Origin of the sequence: Pseudomonas sp. 3MA1, from assembly GCF_029237275.1 — a bacterium.
Lineage (GTDB): Bacteria > Pseudomonadota > Gammaproteobacteria > Pseudomonadales > Pseudomonadaceae > Aquipseudomonas > Aquipseudomonas fluorescens_AP.
The window spans coordinates 598,581-617,190 of sequence record NZ_JAACFX010000004.1; the positions used below are offsets into that span (position 1 = coordinate 598,581).

Below are 18,610 nucleotides of genomic sequence, written 5' to 3' on the forward strand. Positions count from 1 at the left end.
CAATAGCCGAACGCCATCACCCACCGTCGATACGCGACATCCTCTGCGTAGGAGCCGGCTTGCCGGCGAAGAGGCCTTCGAGCCAGGTGCAAGCCTGAAGGACCCTTTCGCTGGCAAGCCAGCTCCTACAGCGGGCGTGATGTCGGCGGGGTCAGAGGCTGGTGTGTTTCTGCCAGACCTTGGGCTTGAAGAACAGCGTCTCGCCACGGGCCAGGCCGATCAGGCTGTCGTGGTCCTTCACCACTTCGGCTTCGATCAGCTCGCTCTGCCCTTCCACCTTGAGGGTGACTCGGGTGGTGGCGCCCAGCGGGCGGATGTCGCGCACTTCGGCGGCGTGGTGGTCTTCCAGTTCCGAACGCGACAGCGACACCTCGTGCGGGCGGAACAGCACGTGGTGATCCTCGCCCAGGTGCAGGCGGTTGGAGTCGCCGAGGAAGTGGTAGACGAAGTCGCTGGCCGGGTTCTCGTAGACGTCCCCCGGGGAGCCGATCTGTTCGATCACGCCCTTGTTCATCACCACGATGCGGTCGGCCACTTCCATGGCTTCTTCCTGGTCGTGGGTGACGAATACCGAAGTCAGGTTGATGTCTTCGTGCAGCCGCGCCAGCCAGCGCCGCAGTTCCTTGCGCACCTTGGCGTCGAGGGCGCCGAAGGGTTCGTCCAGCAGCAGTACCTTGGGCTCCACCGCCAGGGCGCGGGCCAGGGCGATACGCTGGCGCTGGCCGCCGGACAGTTGCTCCGGATAGCGGTCGGCGAGCCAGTCCAGCTGCACCATGTTCAGCAGCTCATGGACCTTCTCGGCGATCTTGCTCTCGCTGGGACGCTGGTGCTTGGGCTTCATGCGCAGGCCGAAGGCGACGTTGTCGAACACGCTCATGTGGCGGAACAAGGCGTAGTGCTGGAACACAAAACCGACGTTGCGATCACGCACGTCGTGGCCGGATACGTCCTCGCCGTGGAACACGATGCTGCCGTCGTCCGGGGTTTCCAGGCCGGCGATGATCCGCAGCAGGGTGGTCTTGCCGCAACCGGACGGGCCGAGCAACGCCACCAGCTCGCCGCTGTGGATATCCAGGTTGATGCTGTTCAGGGCCTTGAAGGCGTTGAAGTTCTTGCTGACGTTACGGACTTCGATCGACATGAGTTATTCCTCCGCGGCGCTGGCGCGCAGGCGGTTGATTCGGGATTCGCTCCACTGCTTGAGCAGCAGGATGAACAGCGCAAGGATCAGCAACAGGCTGGCGACGGCAAACGCGGCGACGTGGTTGTACTCGTTGTAGAGGATTTCCACGTGCAGCGGCAGGGTGTTGGTGACCCCGCGAATATGCCCGGAGACCACCGACACCGCGCCGAATTCGCCCATGGCCCGGGCGGTACACAGCACCACGCCATAGATCAGGCCCCATTTGATGTTGGGCACGGTGACGTGCCAGAACATCTGCCAGCCGTTGGCCCCCAGCAACCTGGCGGCCTCCTCTTCCTGGGTGCCCTGCTCCTGCATCAGCGGGATCAGTTCCCGGGCGACGAAGGGCACGGTGACGAAGATGGTGGCCAGGACGATGCCCGGCAAGGCGAAGACGATCTGGATGTCGTGGTCGGAAAGCCACGGGCCGAACAGGCCCTGGGCGCCGAACATCAGCACGTAGACCAGGCCGGCGATCACCGGCGACACCGAGAACGGCAGGTCGATCAGGGTCACCAGGATGCTCTTGCCGCGGAACGAGTACTTGCTCACGCACCAGGCAGCGCTGACCCCGAACACCAGGTTCAAGGGCACCGAGATCAGCACCGCGATCACCGTGAGCTTCAGCGCCGACAGGGCATCGGGCTCGAAGATCGCTTCAAAGAACGCACCGATGCCCAGCTTCAGGCCCTGGGACACCACGATGAACAACGGCAGCAGCAAAAACAGGGCAAAGATCAGCCAGCCGAGGCCAATCAGCACCCGCCGCGAGGTGGCGCTGCCACGGCGGGCGGCGTTGGCCGACGAGGCGGCGATAGACGATTGAGACATGGATCGCGCCTCCTTATGGACGTTCGATGCGCCGCTGCAGCAGGTTGATCAGCAGCAACAGGATGAAGGAAACCACCAGCATCAGCACGCCGATGGAAGTGGCGCCGGTGTAATCGTACTGGTCGAGCTTGACCATGATCAGCAGGGGCAGGATTTCGGTCTTCATCGGCATGTTGCCGGCGATGAAGATCACCGAGCCGTACTCGCCGACGCCCCGGGCGAAGGCCAGGGCAAAGCCGGTGAGCCAGGCCGGCAGCAGGGCCGGCACCAGGATATGGCGGAACACCTGCCAGGGCTTGGCACCAAGGCAGGCGGCGGCCTCTTCCACTTCACGGGGAATGTCTGCCAGCACCGGCTGCACCGTGCGCACCACGAATGGCAGGGTGACGAAGGTCAGCGCCAGGGTGATGCCCAGGGGCGTGTAGGCGATCTTGAAGCCCAGCTCAGTGGCGAACTGGCCCACCAGGCCGGTGGGCGCGTAGAGCGCGGTCAGGGCGATGCCCGCCACGGCGGTGGGCAGGGCGAAGGGCAGGTCGATCATGGCGTCGATGATCTTGCGCCCGGGGAAGCTGTAGCGCACCAGGACCCAGGCCAGCAGGGTGCCAATGACGCCGTTGATGATGGCCGCATACAGCGCGGTACCGAAGCTCAGCTTGAGTGCGGCGAGCACCCGTGGCGCCGAAATGATGGCCCAGAACTGTTCCCAGGTGAGTTGCGCGGCATGCACGAACATCGCCGCCAGGGGGATGAGCACAATCAGGCTGAGGTACACCAAGGTGTAGCCCAGCGTCAGCCCGAAGCCGGGTATGACGGGGGAGATACGACGCGACATAAAAGTCCTTGGTTAACGGTACGGATACGCAAAGCCCGCAACTGAATGCGGGCTCTGCCTCGTAGGAGCCGGCTTGCCGGCGAAAGGCCCGCAAGTCGTGCATTGCCCTTCAGGGCGCCTTCGCTGGCAAGCCAGCTCCTACGGAGGGTCGGGTTTACTGGGCCGTGTAGATCTGGTCGAACACACCACCGTCGTTGAAGAATTTCGGTTGGGCAGTCTTCCAGCCGCCGAAGTCCTTGTCGATAGTCACCAGGTCCAGTTTGGGGAACTGCTGGGCATATTTGGCGGCGACATCCTTGTCCCGCGGACGGTAGAAGTTCTTCGCGGCGATTTCCTGGCCGGCCGGGCTGTACAGGTGCTTGAGGTACGCCTCGGCGATCTCGGTGTTGCCTTTCTTCTCGGCGTTCTTGTCCACCACTGCCACGGGTGGCTCGGCGAGGATCGACAGCGAAGGCACGACAATCTCGAACTTGTCGGCGCCGCCGTCTTCCTTGAGGGCCAGGAAGGCTTCGTTTTCCCAGGCCAGCAACACGTCGCCCTGACCGTTGTTGACGAAGGTGATGGTCGAGCCGCGAGCACCGGTGTCCAGCACTGGCACGTGCTTGAACAGCTCCTTCACATACTCCTGAGCCTTGGCTTCGCTGCCGCCGGTTTTCAGGCCATAGGCCCAGGCGGCAAGGAAGTTCCAGCGCGCACCGCCGGAGGTTTTCGGGTTCGGGGTGATCACCGAGACGTCTTTCTTGATCAGGTCGCCCCAGTCCTTGATGCCTTTGGGATTGCCCTTGCGCACCAGGAACACGATGGTCGAGGTGTAGGGGGTGCTGGCGTCGGGCAGGCGTTTCTGCCAGTCCGCTGGCAGGGTCTTGCCGAGCTTGGCGATTTCGTCGATGTCGCCGGCCAGGGCCAGGGTCACCACGTCGGCGCGCAGGCCGTCGATCACCGCCCGGCCCTGTTTGCCGGAGCCGCCATGGGATTGCTGGATTTTCACGTTGTCGCCGGGGTGCGACTGCTTCCAGAAGCTTGTGAACTCGGCGTTGTAGTCCTGGTACAGCTCGCGGGTCGGGTCGTAGGACACGTTGAGCAGCTCGTAATCCTTGGCAACGGCGGAACCGGCAAAAACGGCGCTGGCGAGGGCGGCCAGGGCATAACGGCGAATCGACGACATGATGGAGCTCCCGAAATTTTTTAATGTGCTGGCATTTTTCTTATGGCGAATCAGGACCGCATTCGTGGGCGAATGCTGGGGTTCAGACTGGGGGTCATGGATGACGCCCTCCGGTTGTCCAGTCGGGCCTCTCGCGGGCGAGAGGGTGCTGCGGTATTGGGCGGGGCGGCGTTAGCCGGGCTTGTGGCCGGGCTGTTGCAGGCGGAATTTTTCCTTGCGTTCGATCTGCACGACCTGGGCGTTGTGCACGGTGATTTCCACCGCGCCAAAGCGCAGGTCGCGCAGGGCGCTTTGAATTTCCCGCAAGATGGTTGCTTCGTCCTGGCCGTCAACGCTACGTAGAGATGCGCTCATGGTGCTGCTCCTGAGTGAGATGTGCCTGGCAGTGGCGGCACTGCTTGCGGCGTGGGAGCAATAGTAGATAGGCGCGGATATTCTTAAAAATACTGTTTAAGAATGTTTATATAACCAGAAAAAATATTCGACCTGACAGCAGCTTAGCCTTCTGTAGCCGCTGCCGAGCCTGCGAGGCTGCGACAAGGCCTTCAGGCCTTCAGCGGTCTACAACAACTGCGCCCGCGTTGCGGTCGTTCGCAGCTTCGCAGGCTCAGCAGCGGCTACAGGGGTATCAGCGGATGGCGGGGGCATTGCTCCAGTCGAGCTGCTCAGCGGGCATCGGCCTGCCGAACCAGTAGCCCTGGCCCAGGTCGCAGCCGTGTTCGAGCAGGAAGCGCGCCTGCTCCACCTGTTCGATGCCTTCGGCGTGCACCTGCATGCCCATGCTCTGGGCCAGGGCGATGATCACCCGGGAGATCGCCGCATCGTCTTCATCGAACGGCAGGCCGGCGACAAAGCCCTGGTCGATCTTGAGTTTCTGCACCGGCAGACGCTTGAGCCGCAGCAGGGACGAATAGCCGGTGCCGAAGTCGTCGATGGCCAGGCGGATGCCCAGCTCGCGCAGCCGGTGCATCTGCTCCAGGGCCACTTCCGGGTCGTCCATCACCGCGCTCTCGGTGACTTCCAGTTCCAGGTAGGCCGGGTCCAGGCCGGTGTCGTGCAGCACCTGGGCCACCTGCTGGTACAGCTCGCTGCGGGCGAACAACCGGGTCGAGACGTTCACCGCGATAAACGACAGCGCCACACCATCGGCCTGCCACTGGCACATCTGCCGGCAGGCCTGCTGCATGACCCAGGCGTCGATCTCGGCAATCATCCCGGTGCGTTCGGCAATGGGGATGAACTCCGCCGGGGACACCAGGCCACGCTGGGGATGCTCCCAGCGCACCAGGGCCTCGACGCCGATCAGGCGACTGTTCTTCAGATCGTGCACCGGCTGGTAGTAGACCCGCAGCTCCTGCTGCTCCAGGGCCCGGCGCAGCTCGAAGGCGATTTCGACCCGTTGCTGGGCATGGGCGGTGAGTTCTTCGGTGTACAGGGCATAACCGTTGCGCCCGGCACTCTTGGCCTTGAACAGCGCGGCATCGGCGTTGCGCAGCAACTGGCTGGCGCTCAGGGCATCGCTGGGGAACAGGCTGATGCCGATGCTGGCGTTGATCACCACCTGCTGTTCACCCAGCTGGAAGGGCTCCTTGAGGCCGTCGATGATGCGCTGCGCCAGGGCGGCGGCCTGCACCAGTTGCGGGCAGCTCTCGGCCAGCACTGCAAACTCATCGCCTCCCAGCCTTGCCAGGGTCATGCCCGGGCCGAACATGCCCCCCAGGCGCTCGCCCACGGCCTTGAGCAACTGGTCGCCGACGTTGTGACCGAGGCTGTCGTTGATCATCTTGAAGTGATCGAGGTCGATCATCAGCATGGCGCAGCCGCGCTTGTGGATCTGCGCCGAGGCCAGGGCCTGTTCGGCACGATCGGTGAACAGCAGGCGGTTGGGCAGGTCGGTCAGCGGATCGTGGTGGGCCAGGTGGGCCAGTTCGTGCTCGGAATCCTTGATCGCGCTGATGTCGGAGAACACCGCGACATAGTGGGTGAGTTCACCTTGTTCATCACGGATCGCGCGAATGCTCTGCCACTGCGGGTAGATCTCGCCGCTCTTGCGCCGATTCCAGATTTCGCCGCTCCACTCTCCGGTTTTCTGCAGCGAGTCGAACATCGCCTTGTAGAAATCCGCCGAGTGATGGCCGGACTTGAACAGGCTCGGCTGACGCCCGAGGACTTCTTCGCTCTGGTAGCCGGTGATCTCGATGAAGGCACGATTGACGTGGACGATCTGGCCCTGGGTGTCGCTGACCAGTACCCCTTCACGGGTGCAGTCGAACACGGCCGCCGCCTGGCGCAGGCGCTCGCGATCCTTCTGCTGATGACGCAACCAGCGGTCGGCGCCCATGACTCGCAACAGACGGGCCCGGGCAAAGAAGATCAGCACCGCGCTGACCAGTGCCCAGGCGTAGCCACTGACCTTGTGCCAGTAGGCCTGATCGGCAAATTCATCGAAGAAACTGCTCAGTAAATAACCACTGAACTGCAACCAGATCAGGGACAGCAGCAGATAGAGCAGCGCGGCACGCAAGCCATTGCGATAAGAAACCGACATAAGTCCGTCTATTTCCACACGAAAAGTTCGGGATTATAGAGGAAGAAACATGCCGCCACTCTTATCTGAAAGGGCGACTGGTTTTCTCAGCGGGCTTAGTGATAATGCCTGAGCTGTTTTTTTCTTTATCGAGGGCCTTATCGCCTATGTGGTACGAAGGTTTACTTGGCTTGTCCGCCTGGCAACTGGTGGCAGTCACTCTGTTGATGACCCACGTGACCATCGTCGCGGTCACCGTTTATCTGCATCGCTATTCCGCCCACCGTTCCCTGGAACTCAACGCCGGTCTGAAACACTTCTTCCGCTTCTGGCTGTGGCTGACCACGGCGCAGAACACCCGCGAGTGGACCGCCATCCACCGCAAGCACCACGCCAAGTGCGAAACCGTCGACGACCCCCACAGCCCGGTGATCAAGGGCCTGTCCACCGTGCTGCGCAAGGGCGCCGAGCTGTATCGCGAAGAAGCCAAGAACCCGGAAACCCTGCGCATCTACGGCAAGAACTGCCCGGAAGACTGGATCGAGCGCAACCTCTACAGCCGCTACAAGCTGGGCGGCATCGCGCTGATGGCGGTCATCGACCTGCTGCTGTTCGGCACCATCGGCATCACCATCTGGGCGGTGCAGATGATGTGGATTCCATTCTGGGCCGCCGGCGTGATCAACGGCCTGGGCCATGCCGTGGGCTACCGCAACTTCGAATGCCGCGACGCCGCCACCAACCTGGTGCCGTGGGGCATCATCGTCGGCGGTGAAGAGCTGCACAACAACCATCACACCTACCCCAACTCGGCCAAGCTCTCGGTGAAGAAGTGGGAGTTCGACATGGGCTGGGCCTGGATCAAGGTCTTCAGCTTCCTGCGCCTGGCCAAGGTCCAGCGCGTGGCGCCGATCGCCCACCGGGTCGAAGGCAAGGGCCACCTGGACATGGACACCGCCATGGCCATCCTCAACAACCGGTTCCAGATCATGGCCCAGTACCGCAAGCTGGTGATCGGCCCGTTGGTGAAACAGGAACTGGCCAAGGTCGATCACTCGGTACGCCACCAGTTCCACCGCGCCAAGCGCCTGCTGTCCCGGGAAACCAGCCTGCTGGAAGACCGCCACCACCTGCGTATCCAGACCATGCTGGAACACAGCCAGGCCTTGAAGGTGATCTACGAAAAGCGCCTGGCCCTGCAGCAGATCTGGGTCAAGACCAGCGCCAACGGCCACGACATGCTGGCGGCGATCAAGGACTGGGTGCACGAGGCCGAAGCCAGCGGCATCCAGTCCCTGCGGGACTTTGCCCACCAGTTGAAAACCTACTCTCTGCGGCCCTCCGCAGCCTGAGCCAGAGCCCCTCGCCCGCAGCGGGCGAGGGGCGCCTGCGACCGTCCGGCGGGCGCGCCAGCTATCGCCGAAGCGGCTGGGAACTTAGCGTCCGATCCCCTATCTCAAGCAACACTTCGCCACCCAGGCGGGCTTGGTCGTAGCCGCTGCTTCATAGCGCGCGGCAGACCTTTTGAGATCTGTGCCGATGGTCAATAAGAATTCACACACTCCATCTTCGCTTGTGCAGTGGCCCGAAGCCGCGCAAACCCTGCTGGCCCTGATGCACGCCCAGGGCGAGGTCGCGCGCCTGACCGAGCGCGAGCAGCTGTTCAGCTCCCTGCTGGTCAGCGTCAACGCGGTGCTCTGGGCCTATGACTGGGACAGCCGCCAGGTGCTGTACGTCAGCCCGGCCTATGAACGTATATTCGGGCGCCCTGCCGGACTGCTGCTGGCGGACAGCAAGCAATGGCGCGACAGCATCTACCCCGACGATCTGGAATACGCCGAGCGCAGCCTGGCCCAGGTGCTGGAAAAGGGCGCGGTGGAAGACCGCGAGTACCGCATCATCGACGCCAATGGCCAGGTACGCTGGCTCAGCGACAAATGCTTCATCAACCGCAACCCCGAGCCCGGGCAACGGCTGATCGTGGTGGGCATTGCCGAAGACATCACCGAGAAGAAGCAGCTGGAAGCCGAGTTGCAACGCCTGGCCACCACCGACGCGCTGACCCAGAGCAGCAACCGCCGGCACTTCTTCGAATGCGCCCATCGCGAGTTCGAACAGGCGCGCCGGCACGGCTTGCCCCTGGTGTTTCTGTTGCTGGATATCGATGACTTCAAGGTGATCAACGACACCTACGGTCACCCCGAAGGCGACATCGTGCTGCAACGCATTGCCGAAAGCGGGCGTGCCGCCTTGCGCCGCGGCGATCTGTTCGGACGTATCGGTGGCGAAGAATTCGCCGCGGTGTTTCCCGGCTGCGCCGCGGACATGGCCCATCAGGTCGCCGAACGCCTGCAGCGAGAGATTCAGCGGCAGACCTTCTGCTGCCAGGGCCAGACCTTCAACGTCACCATCAGCCAGGGCCTGAGCAGCCGGCGCCGCGAAGATGAAAGCCTCGACAGCCTGTTCGCCCGCGCCGACGCGGCGATGTACCAAGCCAAGCGTCAGGGCAAGAACCGCATCGTCAGCGGATAACCAGGCGCGCGCACGTCCGTGGGAGCTGGCTTGCCAGCGAAGGCGCTGCCAAGGCTGCACAAGACTCAAGCGCCGGCGCCTGCCGAAGCTCAGCCTTTGCGCAGACGGGTCAGCTCCGGCAGGCCGATTTTCAGCAGGCGCGCGGTCTTGCTGCGCGCCAGTTCTTCGATCCCCTCATGCTCGGTCAACCGCGCCAGCTGCGCCGCCAGGTGCATCACCAGCGCCTCGCGGGAGTAGACCCCGCCGCCCAACTGGTAGCTGGAGGCAATCAGCTCCCGCAGTTCCAGGGGCATGCGCCAGCGGGTGCGCAGGGCCGAACCGTAGGCCGCGCCAAAACGCTCCAGGGCATCGCCGATCTCTTCCTGATCGTCGAGTTCGCCCCCGGCCTGTTTCCACTCCTGCAGACAGCGCAGCAGCGCCAGATCCCCCAGGCGATGCAATAACCCGGCGCAGTAGCAACGCTCCTGGTCCAAATCCAGCAGGCGCGCCAGGGTGCGGCCGTATTCCGCGGTATGCAGGGACAGCTCCCAGTAACGCTCGGCATAGTCGGCCAGGGCCGGATCGCTCAGGCGCGCGCTGCGCTTGAGGGTCAGCCCGAGAATCAGGTTCATGCTCTGCCCGGTGCCCAGCCGGTGCAGGGCCTGGGACAGGGTCTGCACGCCGTCGCCGTGGTGCTGCGCGGCGCTGTTGGCGGCCGAAATCAGCACCGCGGTGACCTGGGGGTCGGTGCGGATCTCTTCCTCCAGTTGCTTGAGGTCCAGACCGTCGGGGTTGAGGCTGCGCTTGACCGCCAGTTGCACATCGGTCAGTAACGGCGCGCCATCGGCGACCTCGCGACGGCGTTCGAGAAAGGTCCACAGGCTCATGCCCGGGGCGAGGACCGGTGCCTCGCAAGAGACTTCCTGGCCAGCGTCCAGCAGCAAGCCCTGCAGGCGCTGGGTCAGGCCTTCCATGTTCAAGGGTTTGGTCAGGTAGGCGGTGGGCGCCAGGGGCAGGGCCTCGCGCACGCTGGCGCTGTCGTTGCGAGCACTGAGCAGAATGAACGGCTGCAGCGGGTTGCGCTTGCGCTGGCGCACAGAACGCAGCAAGGCAAGACCATCCACCCCGGGCAGTTCCCAGTCGGCAATGATCAGGTCATAAGGTTTTTCGCTCAACAGCTGCAGGGCTTCCTGACCGTCGGCACACAGGTCCACACGGGCATCACAGCGCACACTGAGCAGCACTTGCTTGAGCAAATCGCGGGACCAGGGGTCGGCCTCGGCAATCAGCACGCGAGGTACAGCGGGTAGATCAACAGCGGTCATGCAGCACGCTCCCTAGGCAATCCCTTGCACCTTAGTCAATGCGCAGGCTTCCATACAGCGCAAATCCCCCATGGACTGCCCGGGGATGAAAAAAACCCGCCGAAGCGGGTTTTTTGTCGATCAGGTCACAGCAGCAACCACTCAGAGCTCAGCGAAGCACTCTTCCATGATGGCCAGGCCTTTATCCAGCTGCTCGTCCGGCGAGGTCAGCGGCACCAGCACCCGCAGGACGTTGCCGTAAGTGCCGCAGGACAGCAGGATCAGGCCCTTGTCGCGAGCCTTGGCCACGACCTGGGCCACGGCAGCGGCGTTCGGCTTGTGGCTGTCGCCGTTTTCAAACAGTTCCACCGCGATCATCGCGCCCAGGGCACGCACTTCGCCGATCACCGGGTACTTGGCCTGGATGGCCTTGAGGCCGGTCACCAGACGCTCGCCCACTGCCTTGCAGCGATCCAGCAGGTGCTCTTCCTCGAACACTTCCATCACCGCCAGAGCGGCGGCGCAGGCGATCGGGCTACCGGCGTAGGTGCCGCCCAGGCCACCTGGAGCGATGGCGTCCATGTATTCGGCCTTGCCGCAGACACCGGCCAGCGGGAAGCCGCCAGCGATGGATTTGGCGAAGGTGGTCAGGTCGGCGGCAACGCCCATCTGTTCCATGGCGAAGAAGGTGCCGGTACGGCCAGCGCCGGTCTGCACTTCGTCAGCGATCAACAGGATGCCGTGCTGGTCGCACAGGGCGCGCAGACGCTTCATGAACTCTTTGGGCGCGACGTAGAAGCCGCCTTCGCCCTGCACTGGCTCGATGATGATCGCGGCGATATCACGAGGCTCGGCGTCGTTCTTGAAGATGCGCTCGATGCTGGCGATGGAGTCGTCGATGCTCACGCCGTGCAGTTCGTTAGGGTACAGCGCGCGGAAGATGCCGCCGGGCATCAGGCCCATGCCGGCCGAGTAAGGCACGACTTTGCCGGTCAGGCCCAGGGTCATCATGGTGCGGCCGTGGTAGGCGCCGGTGAAGGCGATCACGCCGGCACGGCCAGTGGCGGCACGGGCGATCTTCACGGCGTTTTCCACGGCTTCGGAACCGGTGGTCACCAGCAGGGTTTTCTTGGCGAAGTCACCTGGAACCTTGGCGTTGATTTTCTCGCACAGTTCCACGTAAGGCTCGTAGGCCAGAACCTGGAAGCAAGTGTGGGTCAGCTTGTTCAGCTGCTCGGTCACCGCGGCGATGATTTTCGGGTGCACGTGACCGGTGTTCAGTACCGCGATACCGCCGGCGAAGTCGATGAACTCGCGGCCTTCAACGTCGGTGACGGTGGCGTTCTTCGCGCTGTCGGCGAAGATCGGGTGAATCTGGCCCACACCGCGCGGTACAGCGGCTTCACGGCGTTTCATCAAGGATGCGTTGGTCTTGCTCATAGTGTCCTCATTCACCGCTGCGACAGCGGTGTGATTCAAGGGTTGCGGGGCGGGGAAGCGGCTGCGACAGCATGCGTTGATCGACTGTCGGAGCCTTCCCGGGCCACCTTGAAAAGTGCGTTTTTAAAGCGGCGCAGGGGGACAGCGCTCTCGTGCCCCCGGCGCTTGAAACCGGATCAGATACCCAGGCAGAGGTATTTGATTTCCAGGTAATCCTCGATCCCGTACTTGGAACCTTCACGGCCCAGGCCCGAGGCCTTGATGCCGCCGAACGGCGCCACTTCGTTGGAGATCAGGCCGGTGTTGACCCCGACCATGCCGTATTCCAGGGCCTCGGCCACACGGAACACACGACCCAGGTCGCGGGCATAGAAGTACGAGGCCAGGCCGAACTCGGTGTCGTTGGACATGGCGATGACTTCGGCTTCGTCTTTGAAGCGGAACAGCGGCGCCAGCGGGCCGAAGGTTTCTTCCTTGGCCACGGCCGCGTCTTTGGGCACGTTGACCAGGATGGTCGGCTCGAAGAAGTTACCTTCCATGGACTTGCCGCCGGCCAGCAGGGTCGCGCCTTTTTTCAGGGCGTCGGCGATGTGTTCCTGGACCTTGGCCACGGCTTTTTCGTCGATCAGCGGGCCGGTGGTGGTGCCTTCTTCCAGACCGTTGCCGATCTTCAGCTTGGCCACCGCCGCCTTCAATTTCTCGGCGAAGGCGTCGTAGACCGAATCCTGGATGTACAGGCGGTTGGCGCAGACGCAGGTCTGACCGTTGTTGCGGTACTTGGAAATGATCGCGCCTTCGACGGCCTTATCCAGGTCGGCGTCGTCGAACACGATGAACGGCGCGTTGCCGCCCAGTTCCAGGGAGACTTTCTTGATGTCCTTGGCGCATTCGGCCATCAGTTGGCGACCGATTTCGGTGGAGCCGGTGAACGACAGCTTGCGCACGATCGGGTTGCTGGTCAGCTCGCCGCCGATGTCGCCGGCACTGCCGGTGACCACGCTCAGCACGCCTTTCGGGATGCCGGCACGGTGCGCCAGTTCCACCAGGGCCAGGGCCGAGAACGGAGTTTGCGACGCCGGCTTGATGACCATGGTGCAACCGGCGGCCAGGGCCGGGCCGGCTTTACGGGTGATCATCGCCGCCGGGAAGTTCCACGGGGTGATGGCCGCGGTCACGCCGATCGGCTGCTTGATCACGATCAGGCGCTTGTCCGGCTGGTGGCCCGGGATCACGTCACCGTAGATGCGCTTGGCTTCTTCGGCGAACCATTCGATGAAGGAGGCGGCGTAGGCGATTTCGCCCTTGGCTTCGGCCAGCGGCTTGCCCTGCTCCAGGGTCATCAGGCGGCCCAGGTCGTCCTGGTTTTCGATCAGCAGTTCATACCAGCGGCGCAGCTTGGTGGCGCGCTCCTTGGCGGTCAGGGCACGCCAGGCCGGCAGGGCCTTGTCGGCGGCTTCGATGGCGCGGCGGGTTTCGGCGGCGCCCATCTTGGGTACGGTGCCGAGGATTTCACCGGTCGCGGGGTTGTTGACCTTGATCGTCTGGCCGTTGTCCGCGTCGACCCAAGCTCCATCGATGAAGGCTTGCTGGCGGAACAACTGGGCGTCTTTGAGCTGCATGTCGGCTTCCTTAACAGCACCGCGCATACGCGGGGCGAATTGTGATTGTAAAAAAGGCGCCCTGTCAGACACGGACCGCGCTGGCGCGTCCGAAAGCCGGGACAAAGCTGCCGTCAGGAAAATCGTTCACTGGGTAAAAGCACGAAAATGTCGCACACAAGGATAGACGTGCGCTTGGGCACCCAGGCAAGAGCGTTTGAAATCTCAAACGAATCCTAGGGTCAACAGGGGTAAAGGACAATAGGCTGTTCGAAAAAAAGAACGTAAAGGCGCCTAGCGGTAAAAAATCCGCCTCAACCTCCCATGCCGCCGGGCAAAAGACAACGCCCCCGGGGCCTGCAGACCGCGGGGGCGTTGGCATGACGCCTGGAGAAGGGTCAGCCGCTGAACGACTTGAGCACCGTCAGCAGGCTGGTGAGGTTGTCGGCCACACCGCCCTGGGCGACTTTCTCGGTGGCCGACGCACCGGCGGTGGTGTCGACGCTGTAGATCTGCATCACGCCCTGGTTGGTCGCGGCCTGGGCCAGGGTGTTTTGCTGTTGCTGCGCCGACACCGAGTTCTGGAACAGGATGGCCACGGACTGGCCCATGGACTGGTAGACGGTGCCCATCGCCATGGCCGGTGCTTCGGCCACCACCTTGACGTTGGTCTGGGTCACGGCATCGGTGATTTGCGGACTGACTGTGCTCATAAAAACTCCATTTTTTCAGCAGGAAAGTTCAACGGGAAACCAGACGCTCAACCACTCAGCCCTGGAAGGACTTGAGCACCGTCAGCAGGCTGGTGAGGTTGTCGGATACGCCGCCCTGGGCAACCTTCTCGGTGGCCGCGGCGCCGGCGGTGGTGTCGACGCTGTAGATCTGCATCACGCCCTGGTTGGTCGCGGCCTGGGCCAGGGTGTTTTGCTGCTGCTGCGCCGACACCGAGTTCTGGAACAGAATCGCGGTGGCCTGGGCCATGGATTGGTAGATGGTGCCCATCGCCATGGCCGGCGCTTCGGCGACGACTTTGACGTTGGTCTGGGTAACGGCATCGGTGATTTGTTCGTTTACAAGTGGCATGGCTCAACTTCCTTTGTTAGGCACACGGAGCATTCCGTGTCTTTGAGTGAACGTGGCAGCCGTTTTGCTGTGAACCGCGAGGCCTGGAACCGCAGGCTTATTTCAGGGGGGGCTCATTGCCCGGCAGCGGCGAGCACCTGCTTGAGGGTGTCCTCGACTTTCTGCGACAGCTCGGCCATGCGCGCCTCGACGGCGGCTTTTACCTCCTGCTGCACCAGGGCGCTGATCATTGCCTTGAGGGCGGGATCGTCGGCAGGGGCTGGGGCGGGAGTGGCTGTCGCGGCCGCGGCGTTGTCCGCACTCGGCGTCGCGGCCGGTTCCGCTGCGCCCGTCGGCGCGGCAGTAGCGGCAGCGGCCTGGCTCTCGGCCGCCGCCAGCAGCTGACGCAGCACCAGCTCGCGCGCCTGGGAATCAGCCTTGCCGGCACCGGCCCCCGACAACTGCTCGATGATCTTGCGAGCGTGCTGTTGATCGGCCTCTATCAACTCGGTGGCCCGCCGCCGCGCCAGATCAACGCTCTGTTGCGCGGACTTGGACATGTCCAGCGGCTTGGCCTGGGCAAACGCCTGCAGTAACTGGCGCTCATGCTGGGTCAATGGGCGATTCAGATACTTCTCGGCAAAGAGAAGTATCGTCGCCATCGGGGTTTGCTCTTCATTGGCCATTGCTTGCTCCTTTATTGATCAATGGCGTCGAAGGGCTGGGCACCGGGTCCGTCGAACTTTAACGCCTGGGGTGGACAGAGCGGCCGGCGAACGCCGGCGCCTCTTGCACGACGGCCCCGGGCGCCTCGCGCGCCCGAGGGTCAGGTTCAGGAAGACGAGGATCGATTGGCCAGAACGTCGCTGTACTTGGCGATGCTGGCGTCGATCTTGTCGATGGCCATGCCCGCCGCATCGGCTTCCATGGCACCGGCCGCCGCCGCGACGGCCGCGGCGGCACCCACCAGCAGATCCGTGACCAGGGCGCCCAGGGCATCCTCGGCGGCGCCTTTCACGTTCTCTTTGACGATGTTCTCGGTCATCTGCTTGAGCAGCACCGACTGCGCCGCCAGGGCCAGCTTGCTGACCCCGTCGAAATACCCCGCCGCCGACTGCGCCACCAGGCCGGCGGCCTGGCTGATCATCATGTCCGGCGCTGCGGCGATCTGCGCCGGGGCATAGCTGAAGGTCTGGGCATTGGTGAACTGCACCGCCTGGACGATCTGGCTGTTGAGCGCATCGGTGCTGTCGGTGCTGGGGGTGCCGGCCTGCTTGAGCAACTGCGCGTTCATCGTCTCCATCACCGAAGGTTGCGCGGCGGCGGGCGGCGCTGAAGGCGCAGGGTCGGCCGCCCGATCGGTGCCGGTCGACGTGGGCTCGCTGGGCGCCGCTTGAGGCGCGGCCGCTTCCGCCCCCTGACCGGGGCCGGCCGCCGCGCTCGCGGTGTCATCGGCCGCAGCCGCGGGTGGGGTTTTCTTCTTGAACCATGCCATGACGATTCTCCCGGGCTGTCAGCCCTACTCGCCGATCGCCATGATCAACGCCACGGCCTTGGACACCACCGCGTTGGAGATCTGGTTCAGCGCCTGCTGGCTGTTGACCGCATTCTGCAACGACAGGCCGGCCGAGTGGCTGGCCACCTGATACAACGAGGCGATGGCCTGGGCCGGGGCTTCGGCCACCACCTTGACGTTGGTCTGGGTCACGGCATCGGTGATCTGCGAATTGACCATTGGATCGGGCATACATCTCTCCTTAGATGGAATGGCCCACCGCAGGAGGCGGTGGCACCGGCTACAGCGTCGAAAACAGGTTCACTGAACAAGAACGTTGCGGCGCACCCGCTGTGAATCCTGCCACGCCCTCAACGCAGCGCCTCGCGCAACAATTGCACGTGCTTGCGCGCCAGGGGCTGGTTCATCCCCAGCTCGGCGGCGATGTTCGGGTAGGGCAGATCGTCGACAAACTTTAGTTCAAACAAGCGGCGTTTTTTAAGCGGCAATTGCGCCACCCGCCGACTGAGCAGGGCCAGGGTTTCCAGCAGCTCCACCTGCTCCAGCACCGACATCTGCGGCGCCTCCAGCTGCTGCAGCGGATCGTCCTCGAAATCGGCGAAATCCACGAACAGACGCTGCTCCCGCGCCCGCCGCCGACAGCTGTCGACAAACACATGATCCAGCACCAGAAACAGAAAGCCCTGGGGATCGCGAATGCGCTGCGGCGAACGACGAAAGAACAGCAGCGCCTTGATCGCCGTGGCAGCCAGCCACTCCTGAGCGCCATCGGCGTTACCCCGCGCCAACTGCCGGGCGCGACGCTGCAACCCGGGCAGCACCGCCTTCCAGCTCGCCTCGAACAGATGATCCGCCAACGCTGTCGGCAGGCCCTCTTGCATCGAACAGTTCATCTCCCGCACCTCCCTGTGCCCCGTGACCGCACGGATATGGCTGCAGGTTGCGCTGGGCCGAACGGCCGATGCAGCGGGAAAAACTGCCGCTACGGCCCGGGTTGCCTCGGGTGGCGACGTGCAACCGCACGCCAATGAAAACCGGCGTGGACGCCCCGAGTCGACATAGGTATGATGTCGCCCGCACTGCACTCGTAGCTCAGCTGGATAGAGTACTGCCCTCCGAAGGCAGGGGTCGTGGGTTCGAATCCCGCCGAGTGCGCCATCTTTAGCGAAAAAGCCCCAGGTCTGATGGCCTGGGGCTTTTTTGTTTGCGGGCTTCAAGGTTTCCGGCGGCAGCCATCATCGACAACCGGAACCCGAACGACGCCGGGTGGCTGTCCCGACAAGGTGCAACTTGCTACATTCCACGCCCCCGGACAGGAGGTCCCCATGCTGTGCCATCCGTTGTGCAACCAGCCCTTCGAGCCAGAACTCCGTGATTGGATCAGCTGTTTCACCGGCTATGACATGCCCCCTGAGCGGGATGCGGAACTGAGCCGCTTCAACCCCAACCACCCCGAAGACCGCGAATACCTGATCCGCCACTACGCTCTGAGGCGCGATTACCCCCAGCAGAATTTCCGTCATCGGCAACAGCTGGTGCAGGTCCTGCAAGCGGCCCTGGACGACCCGGACTACGCTTTCGACAGTGTCTGGGAGCCGGTCGAGGAGGACGACGAATACGATCAATGGCCCAGCGGCTGGCCAGCGGTGATCGACGACAGCCGGGACTTCTTCCAGCGCCTGCTGATCGCGGCCCGGGAGCTATGGCACGAAGATCTGACCCGCGCGCAGTTACCCTCACTGGCAGAGTGCCGGGCGATCCCGGAGCGGGATCGGGGCACCCGCGACTGGCTGTTCAACATCGATAACGCCGAAGCCTGGCGGGCAGTCTTCAATGAAGCGGCCACGCCCTACGACTTCAATACTCCGGGCCCGGTGTTTCAAGGCGAGCAACTGAGCCTGCAACTGTATGGCGATCTGGGGCGGCTGTCGGTGCCTAGCACCTGGCCGGCGAGCCAGGCCCCGACCCACTGCCGCCTGCTGCTCAAGGTGCAGGGCATCAGCGAACTGGCGGTCAGCGGTACGCGCTTCGACGGGCGCATGCGTACCCAGCTCACCCGTCTCAATCCCGGTTATTACCTGCGCCTGGAAATCGGCTTCGACTGCGTGATCGAATGCGTAGCGCTGTCCGCGAGCATCACCGACGTCGAAGGAATACGCGATGAAAAGCAATTTTGAAGTGGCCCTGGAGCGTCAGGAAATGCCCCAGTTCTTTCGCGGCCAGGGCCAGTACCTGACCCGGGACGGCGATTGGGACGAGCACCTGTACTGCATCAACTGGCCGGGGATCTTCGCCTACCTGCGGGACCACGCCGACGGTGCACAACAACTGAGCAGCGCCTTCGAGCTCTATGTCTACAGCGTTGTGGAAACCATCGAGGATTGCTTCGGCCTGCGGGAAAACCTGTTCTGTTACTACTCGACCCGGACCCACTGGGCGCCCGAGAGCATCGATCTGTTGGGGCAATTGCCGGAGCCTTGCCGGCGGCGCATCGTCCAGCGTTTGAGCTGGTATCGCTGGCAGGTGGAAAATCACGCCCGGCTGCTGCCGGAACGGGCCCGGCGCATGACCGCGGACGGAGCCTGCGCCGAGTTCATCGACCTGCCGGCCTTGCCCTACAGCTGAACCCGGCGGCCGCCTG

Annotated in this window: 19 protein-coding genes and 1 tRNA gene; 5 read left to right on the top strand and 15 right to left on the bottom strand. The window is 63.5% G+C overall.

Going from position 1 to position 18,610, the window contains the following annotated elements; all coding sequences use genetic code 11:
- Positions 1–151: 151 nt before the first annotated feature.
- From GWQ44_RS15265 to dibA, 6 genes are all read right to left on the bottom strand, one after another.
- Complete coding sequence (locus GWQ44_RS15265) at positions 152–1,141, bottom strand: sulfate ABC transporter ATP-binding protein (protein WP_016968485.1); 990 nt, start codon at positions 1,139–1,141, stop codon at positions 152–154.
- A gap of 3 nt (positions 1,142–1,144) precedes the next feature.
- Positions 1,145–2,014 (bottom strand): sulfate ABC transporter permease subunit CysW, encoded by an 870-nt coding sequence (cysW, locus tag GWQ44_RS15270; protein WP_016968484.1) that lies wholly within the window; start codon positions 2,012–2,014, stop codon positions 1,145–1,147.
- A gap of 13 nt (positions 2,015–2,027) precedes the next feature.
- Positions 2,028–2,846 carry a sulfate ABC transporter permease subunit CysT gene (cysT, locus tag GWQ44_RS15275; RefSeq protein ID WP_275927689.1) on the bottom strand — a complete coding sequence of 273 codons (819 nt, stop codon included), beginning with the start codon at positions 2,844–2,846 and terminating at the stop codon, positions 2,028–2,030.
- A gap of 154 nt (positions 2,847–3,000) precedes the next feature.
- A complete protein-coding gene (locus tag GWQ44_RS15280; RefSeq protein WP_253130235.1) occupies positions 3,001–4,011 on the bottom strand; it encodes a sulfate ABC transporter substrate-binding protein in 1,011 nt (336 codons plus the stop codon).
- A 171-nt stretch (positions 4,012–4,182) separates the two neighbouring features.
- Complete coding sequence (oscA, locus tag GWQ44_RS15285; RefSeq protein ID WP_016965985.1) at positions 4,183–4,365, bottom strand: sulfur starvation response protein OscA; 183 nt, start codon at positions 4,363–4,365, stop codon at positions 4,183–4,185.
- Between the two features lie 274 nt (positions 4,366–4,639).
- Positions 4,640–6,559 (bottom strand): phosphodiesterase DibA, encoded by a 1,920-nt coding sequence (dibA, locus tag GWQ44_RS15290; protein ID WP_047300849.1) that lies wholly within the window; start codon positions 6,557–6,559, stop codon positions 4,640–4,642.
- A gap of 146 nt (positions 6,560–6,705) precedes the next feature.
- Here dibA and desA point away from each other — a divergent pair, with 146 nt between their 5' ends.
- On the top strand, positions 6,706–7,890 hold the full coding sequence (gene desA / locus GWQ44_RS15295; protein WP_016965984.1) for a delta-9 fatty acid desaturase DesA: 1,185 nt from the start codon (positions 6,706–6,708) through the stop codon (positions 7,888–7,890).
- 187 nt (positions 7,891–8,077) lie between these two features.
- On the top strand, positions 8,078–9,070 hold the full coding sequence (locus tag GWQ44_RS15300) for a sensor domain-containing diguanylate cyclase (protein WP_042941451.1): 993 nt from the start codon (positions 8,078–8,080) through the stop codon (positions 9,068–9,070).
- Positions 9,071–9,159: 89 nt separating this feature from the next.
- Here GWQ44_RS15300 and GWQ44_RS15305 read toward each other — a convergent pair whose 3' ends face one another.
- From GWQ44_RS15305 to GWQ44_RS15345, 9 genes are all read right to left on the bottom strand, one after another.
- A complete protein-coding gene (locus GWQ44_RS15305) occupies positions 9,160–10,374 on the bottom strand; it encodes a response regulator (protein WP_275927690.1) in 1,215 nt (404 codons plus the stop codon).
- Positions 10,375–10,515: 141 nt separating this feature from the next.
- Positions 10,516–11,793: a 4-aminobutyrate--2-oxoglutarate transaminase gene (gene gabT / locus GWQ44_RS15310; RefSeq protein WP_016965981.1), complete on the bottom strand. Its 1,278-nt coding sequence runs from the start codon at positions 11,791–11,793 to the stop codon at positions 10,516–10,518.
- 176 nt (positions 11,794–11,969) lie between these two features.
- The gene (gene gabD / locus GWQ44_RS15315) at positions 11,970–13,412 is read right to left on the bottom strand and encodes an NADP-dependent succinate-semialdehyde dehydrogenase (RefSeq protein ID WP_011058565.1); all 1,443 of its coding nucleotides are present in this window, start codon (positions 13,410–13,412) and stop codon (positions 11,970–11,972) included.
- A 377-nt stretch (positions 13,413–13,789) separates the two neighbouring features.
- Complete coding sequence (locus GWQ44_RS15320; protein WP_047300842.1) at positions 13,790–14,104, bottom strand: RebB family R body protein; 315 nt, start codon at positions 14,102–14,104, stop codon at positions 13,790–13,792.
- A 55-nt stretch (positions 14,105–14,159) separates the two neighbouring features.
- Positions 14,160–14,474 (bottom strand): RebB family R body protein, encoded by a 315-nt coding sequence (locus GWQ44_RS15325; RefSeq protein WP_025128569.1) that lies wholly within the window; start codon positions 14,472–14,474, stop codon positions 14,160–14,162.
- A 113-nt stretch (positions 14,475–14,587) separates the two neighbouring features.
- A complete protein-coding gene (locus tag GWQ44_RS15330; protein WP_275927691.1) occupies positions 14,588–15,139 on the bottom strand; it encodes a hypothetical protein in 552 nt (183 codons plus the stop codon).
- 146 nt (positions 15,140–15,285) lie between these two features.
- Positions 15,286–15,948, bottom strand: coding sequence for a hypothetical protein (locus GWQ44_RS15335; RefSeq protein WP_275927692.1), 663 nt, complete (start codon positions 15,946–15,948; stop codon positions 15,286–15,288).
- Between the two features lie 24 nt (positions 15,949–15,972).
- Complete coding sequence (locus tag GWQ44_RS15340; protein ID WP_011058560.1) at positions 15,973–16,200, bottom strand: RebB family R body protein; 228 nt, start codon at positions 16,198–16,200, stop codon at positions 15,973–15,975.
- Between the two features lie 119 nt (positions 16,201–16,319).
- Entirely contained in the window at positions 16,320–16,862 is a 543-nt protein-coding gene (locus GWQ44_RS15345; RefSeq protein WP_080962978.1) for a sigma-70 family RNA polymerase sigma factor, read from the bottom strand.
- A gap of 188 nt (positions 16,863–17,050) precedes the next feature.
- Between GWQ44_RS15345 and GWQ44_RS15350 the strand changes: the two genes are divergently transcribed.
- From GWQ44_RS15350 to GWQ44_RS15360, 3 genes are all read left to right on the top strand, one after another.
- A tRNA-Arg gene (locus GWQ44_RS15350) sits at positions 17,051–17,127 on the top strand.
- Positions 17,128–17,294: 167 nt separating this feature from the next.
- Entirely contained in the window at positions 17,295–18,146 is an 852-nt protein-coding gene (locus GWQ44_RS15355; RefSeq protein ID WP_275927693.1) for a hypothetical protein, read from the top strand.
- Positions 18,130–18,594, top strand: coding sequence for a hypothetical protein (locus GWQ44_RS15360; protein ID WP_275927694.1), 465 nt, complete (start codon positions 18,130–18,132; stop codon positions 18,592–18,594). Before GWQ44_RS15355 ends, GWQ44_RS15360 begins: the two co-directional genes overlap by 17 nt.
- The last annotated feature ends 16 nt before the right edge of the window (positions 18,595–18,610 follow it).

Bases quoted from the DNA above. Each gene is read 5' to 3' on its own strand.
- GWQ44_RS15265 (WP_016968485.1), bottom strand. From the start codon at position 1,141: ATGTCGATCGAAGTCCGTAACGTCAGCAAGAACTTCAACGCCTTCAAG.
- cysW (WP_016968484.1), bottom strand. From the start codon at position 2,014: ATGTCTCAATCGTCTATCGCCGCCTCGTCGGCCAACGCCGCCCGCCGT.
- cysT (WP_275927689.1), bottom strand. From the start codon at position 2,846: ATGTCGCGTCGTATCTCCCCCGTCATACCCGGCTTCGGGCTGACGCTG.
- GWQ44_RS15280 (WP_253130235.1), bottom strand. From the start codon at position 4,011: ATGTCGTCGATTCGCCGTTATGCCCTGGCCGCCCTCGCCAGCGCCGTT.
- oscA (WP_016965985.1), bottom strand. From the start codon at position 4,365: ATGAGCGCATCTCTACGTAGCGTTGACGGCCAGGACGAAGCAACCATC.
- dibA (WP_047300849.1), bottom strand. From the start codon at position 6,559: ATGTCGGTTTCTTATCGCAATGGCTTGCGTGCCGCGCTGCTCTATCTG.
- desA (WP_016965984.1), top strand. From the start codon at position 6,706: ATGTGGTACGAAGGTTTACTTGGCTTGTCCGCCTGGCAACTGGTGGCA.
- GWQ44_RS15300 (WP_042941451.1), top strand. From the start codon at position 8,078: ATGGTCAATAAGAATTCACACACTCCATCTTCGCTTGTGCAGTGGCCC.
- GWQ44_RS15305 (WP_275927690.1), bottom strand. From the start codon at position 10,374: ATGACCGCTGTTGATCTACCCGCTGTACCTCGCGTGCTGATTGCCGAG.
- gabT (WP_016965981.1), bottom strand. From the start codon at position 11,793: ATGAGCAAGACCAACGCATCCTTGATGAAACGCCGTGAAGCCGCTGTA.
- gabD (WP_011058565.1), bottom strand. From the start codon at position 13,412: ATGCAGCTCAAAGACGCCCAGTTGTTCCGCCAGCAAGCCTTCATCGAT.
- GWQ44_RS15320 (WP_047300842.1), bottom strand. From the start codon at position 14,104: ATGAGCACAGTCAGTCCGCAAATCACCGATGCCGTGACCCAGACCAAC.
- GWQ44_RS15325 (WP_025128569.1), bottom strand. From the start codon at position 14,474: ATGCCACTTGTAAACGAACAAATCACCGATGCCGTTACCCAGACCAAC.
- GWQ44_RS15330 (WP_275927691.1), bottom strand. From the start codon at position 15,139: ATGGCCAATGAAGAGCAAACCCCGATGGCGACGATACTTCTCTTTGCC.
- GWQ44_RS15335 (WP_275927692.1), bottom strand. From the start codon at position 15,948: ATGGCATGGTTCAAGAAGAAAACCCCACCCGCGGCTGCGGCCGATGAC.
- GWQ44_RS15340 (WP_011058560.1), bottom strand. From the start codon at position 16,200: ATGCCCGATCCAATGGTCAATTCGCAGATCACCGATGCCGTGACCCAG.
- GWQ44_RS15345 (WP_080962978.1), bottom strand. From the start codon at position 16,862: ATGAACTGTTCGATGCAAGAGGGCCTGCCGACAGCGTTGGCGGATCAT.
- GWQ44_RS15355 (WP_275927693.1), top strand. From the start codon at position 17,295: ATGCTGTGCCATCCGTTGTGCAACCAGCCCTTCGAGCCAGAACTCCGT.
- GWQ44_RS15360 (WP_275927694.1), top strand. From the start codon at position 18,130: ATGAAAAGCAATTTTGAAGTGGCCCTGGAGCGTCAGGAAATGCCCCAG.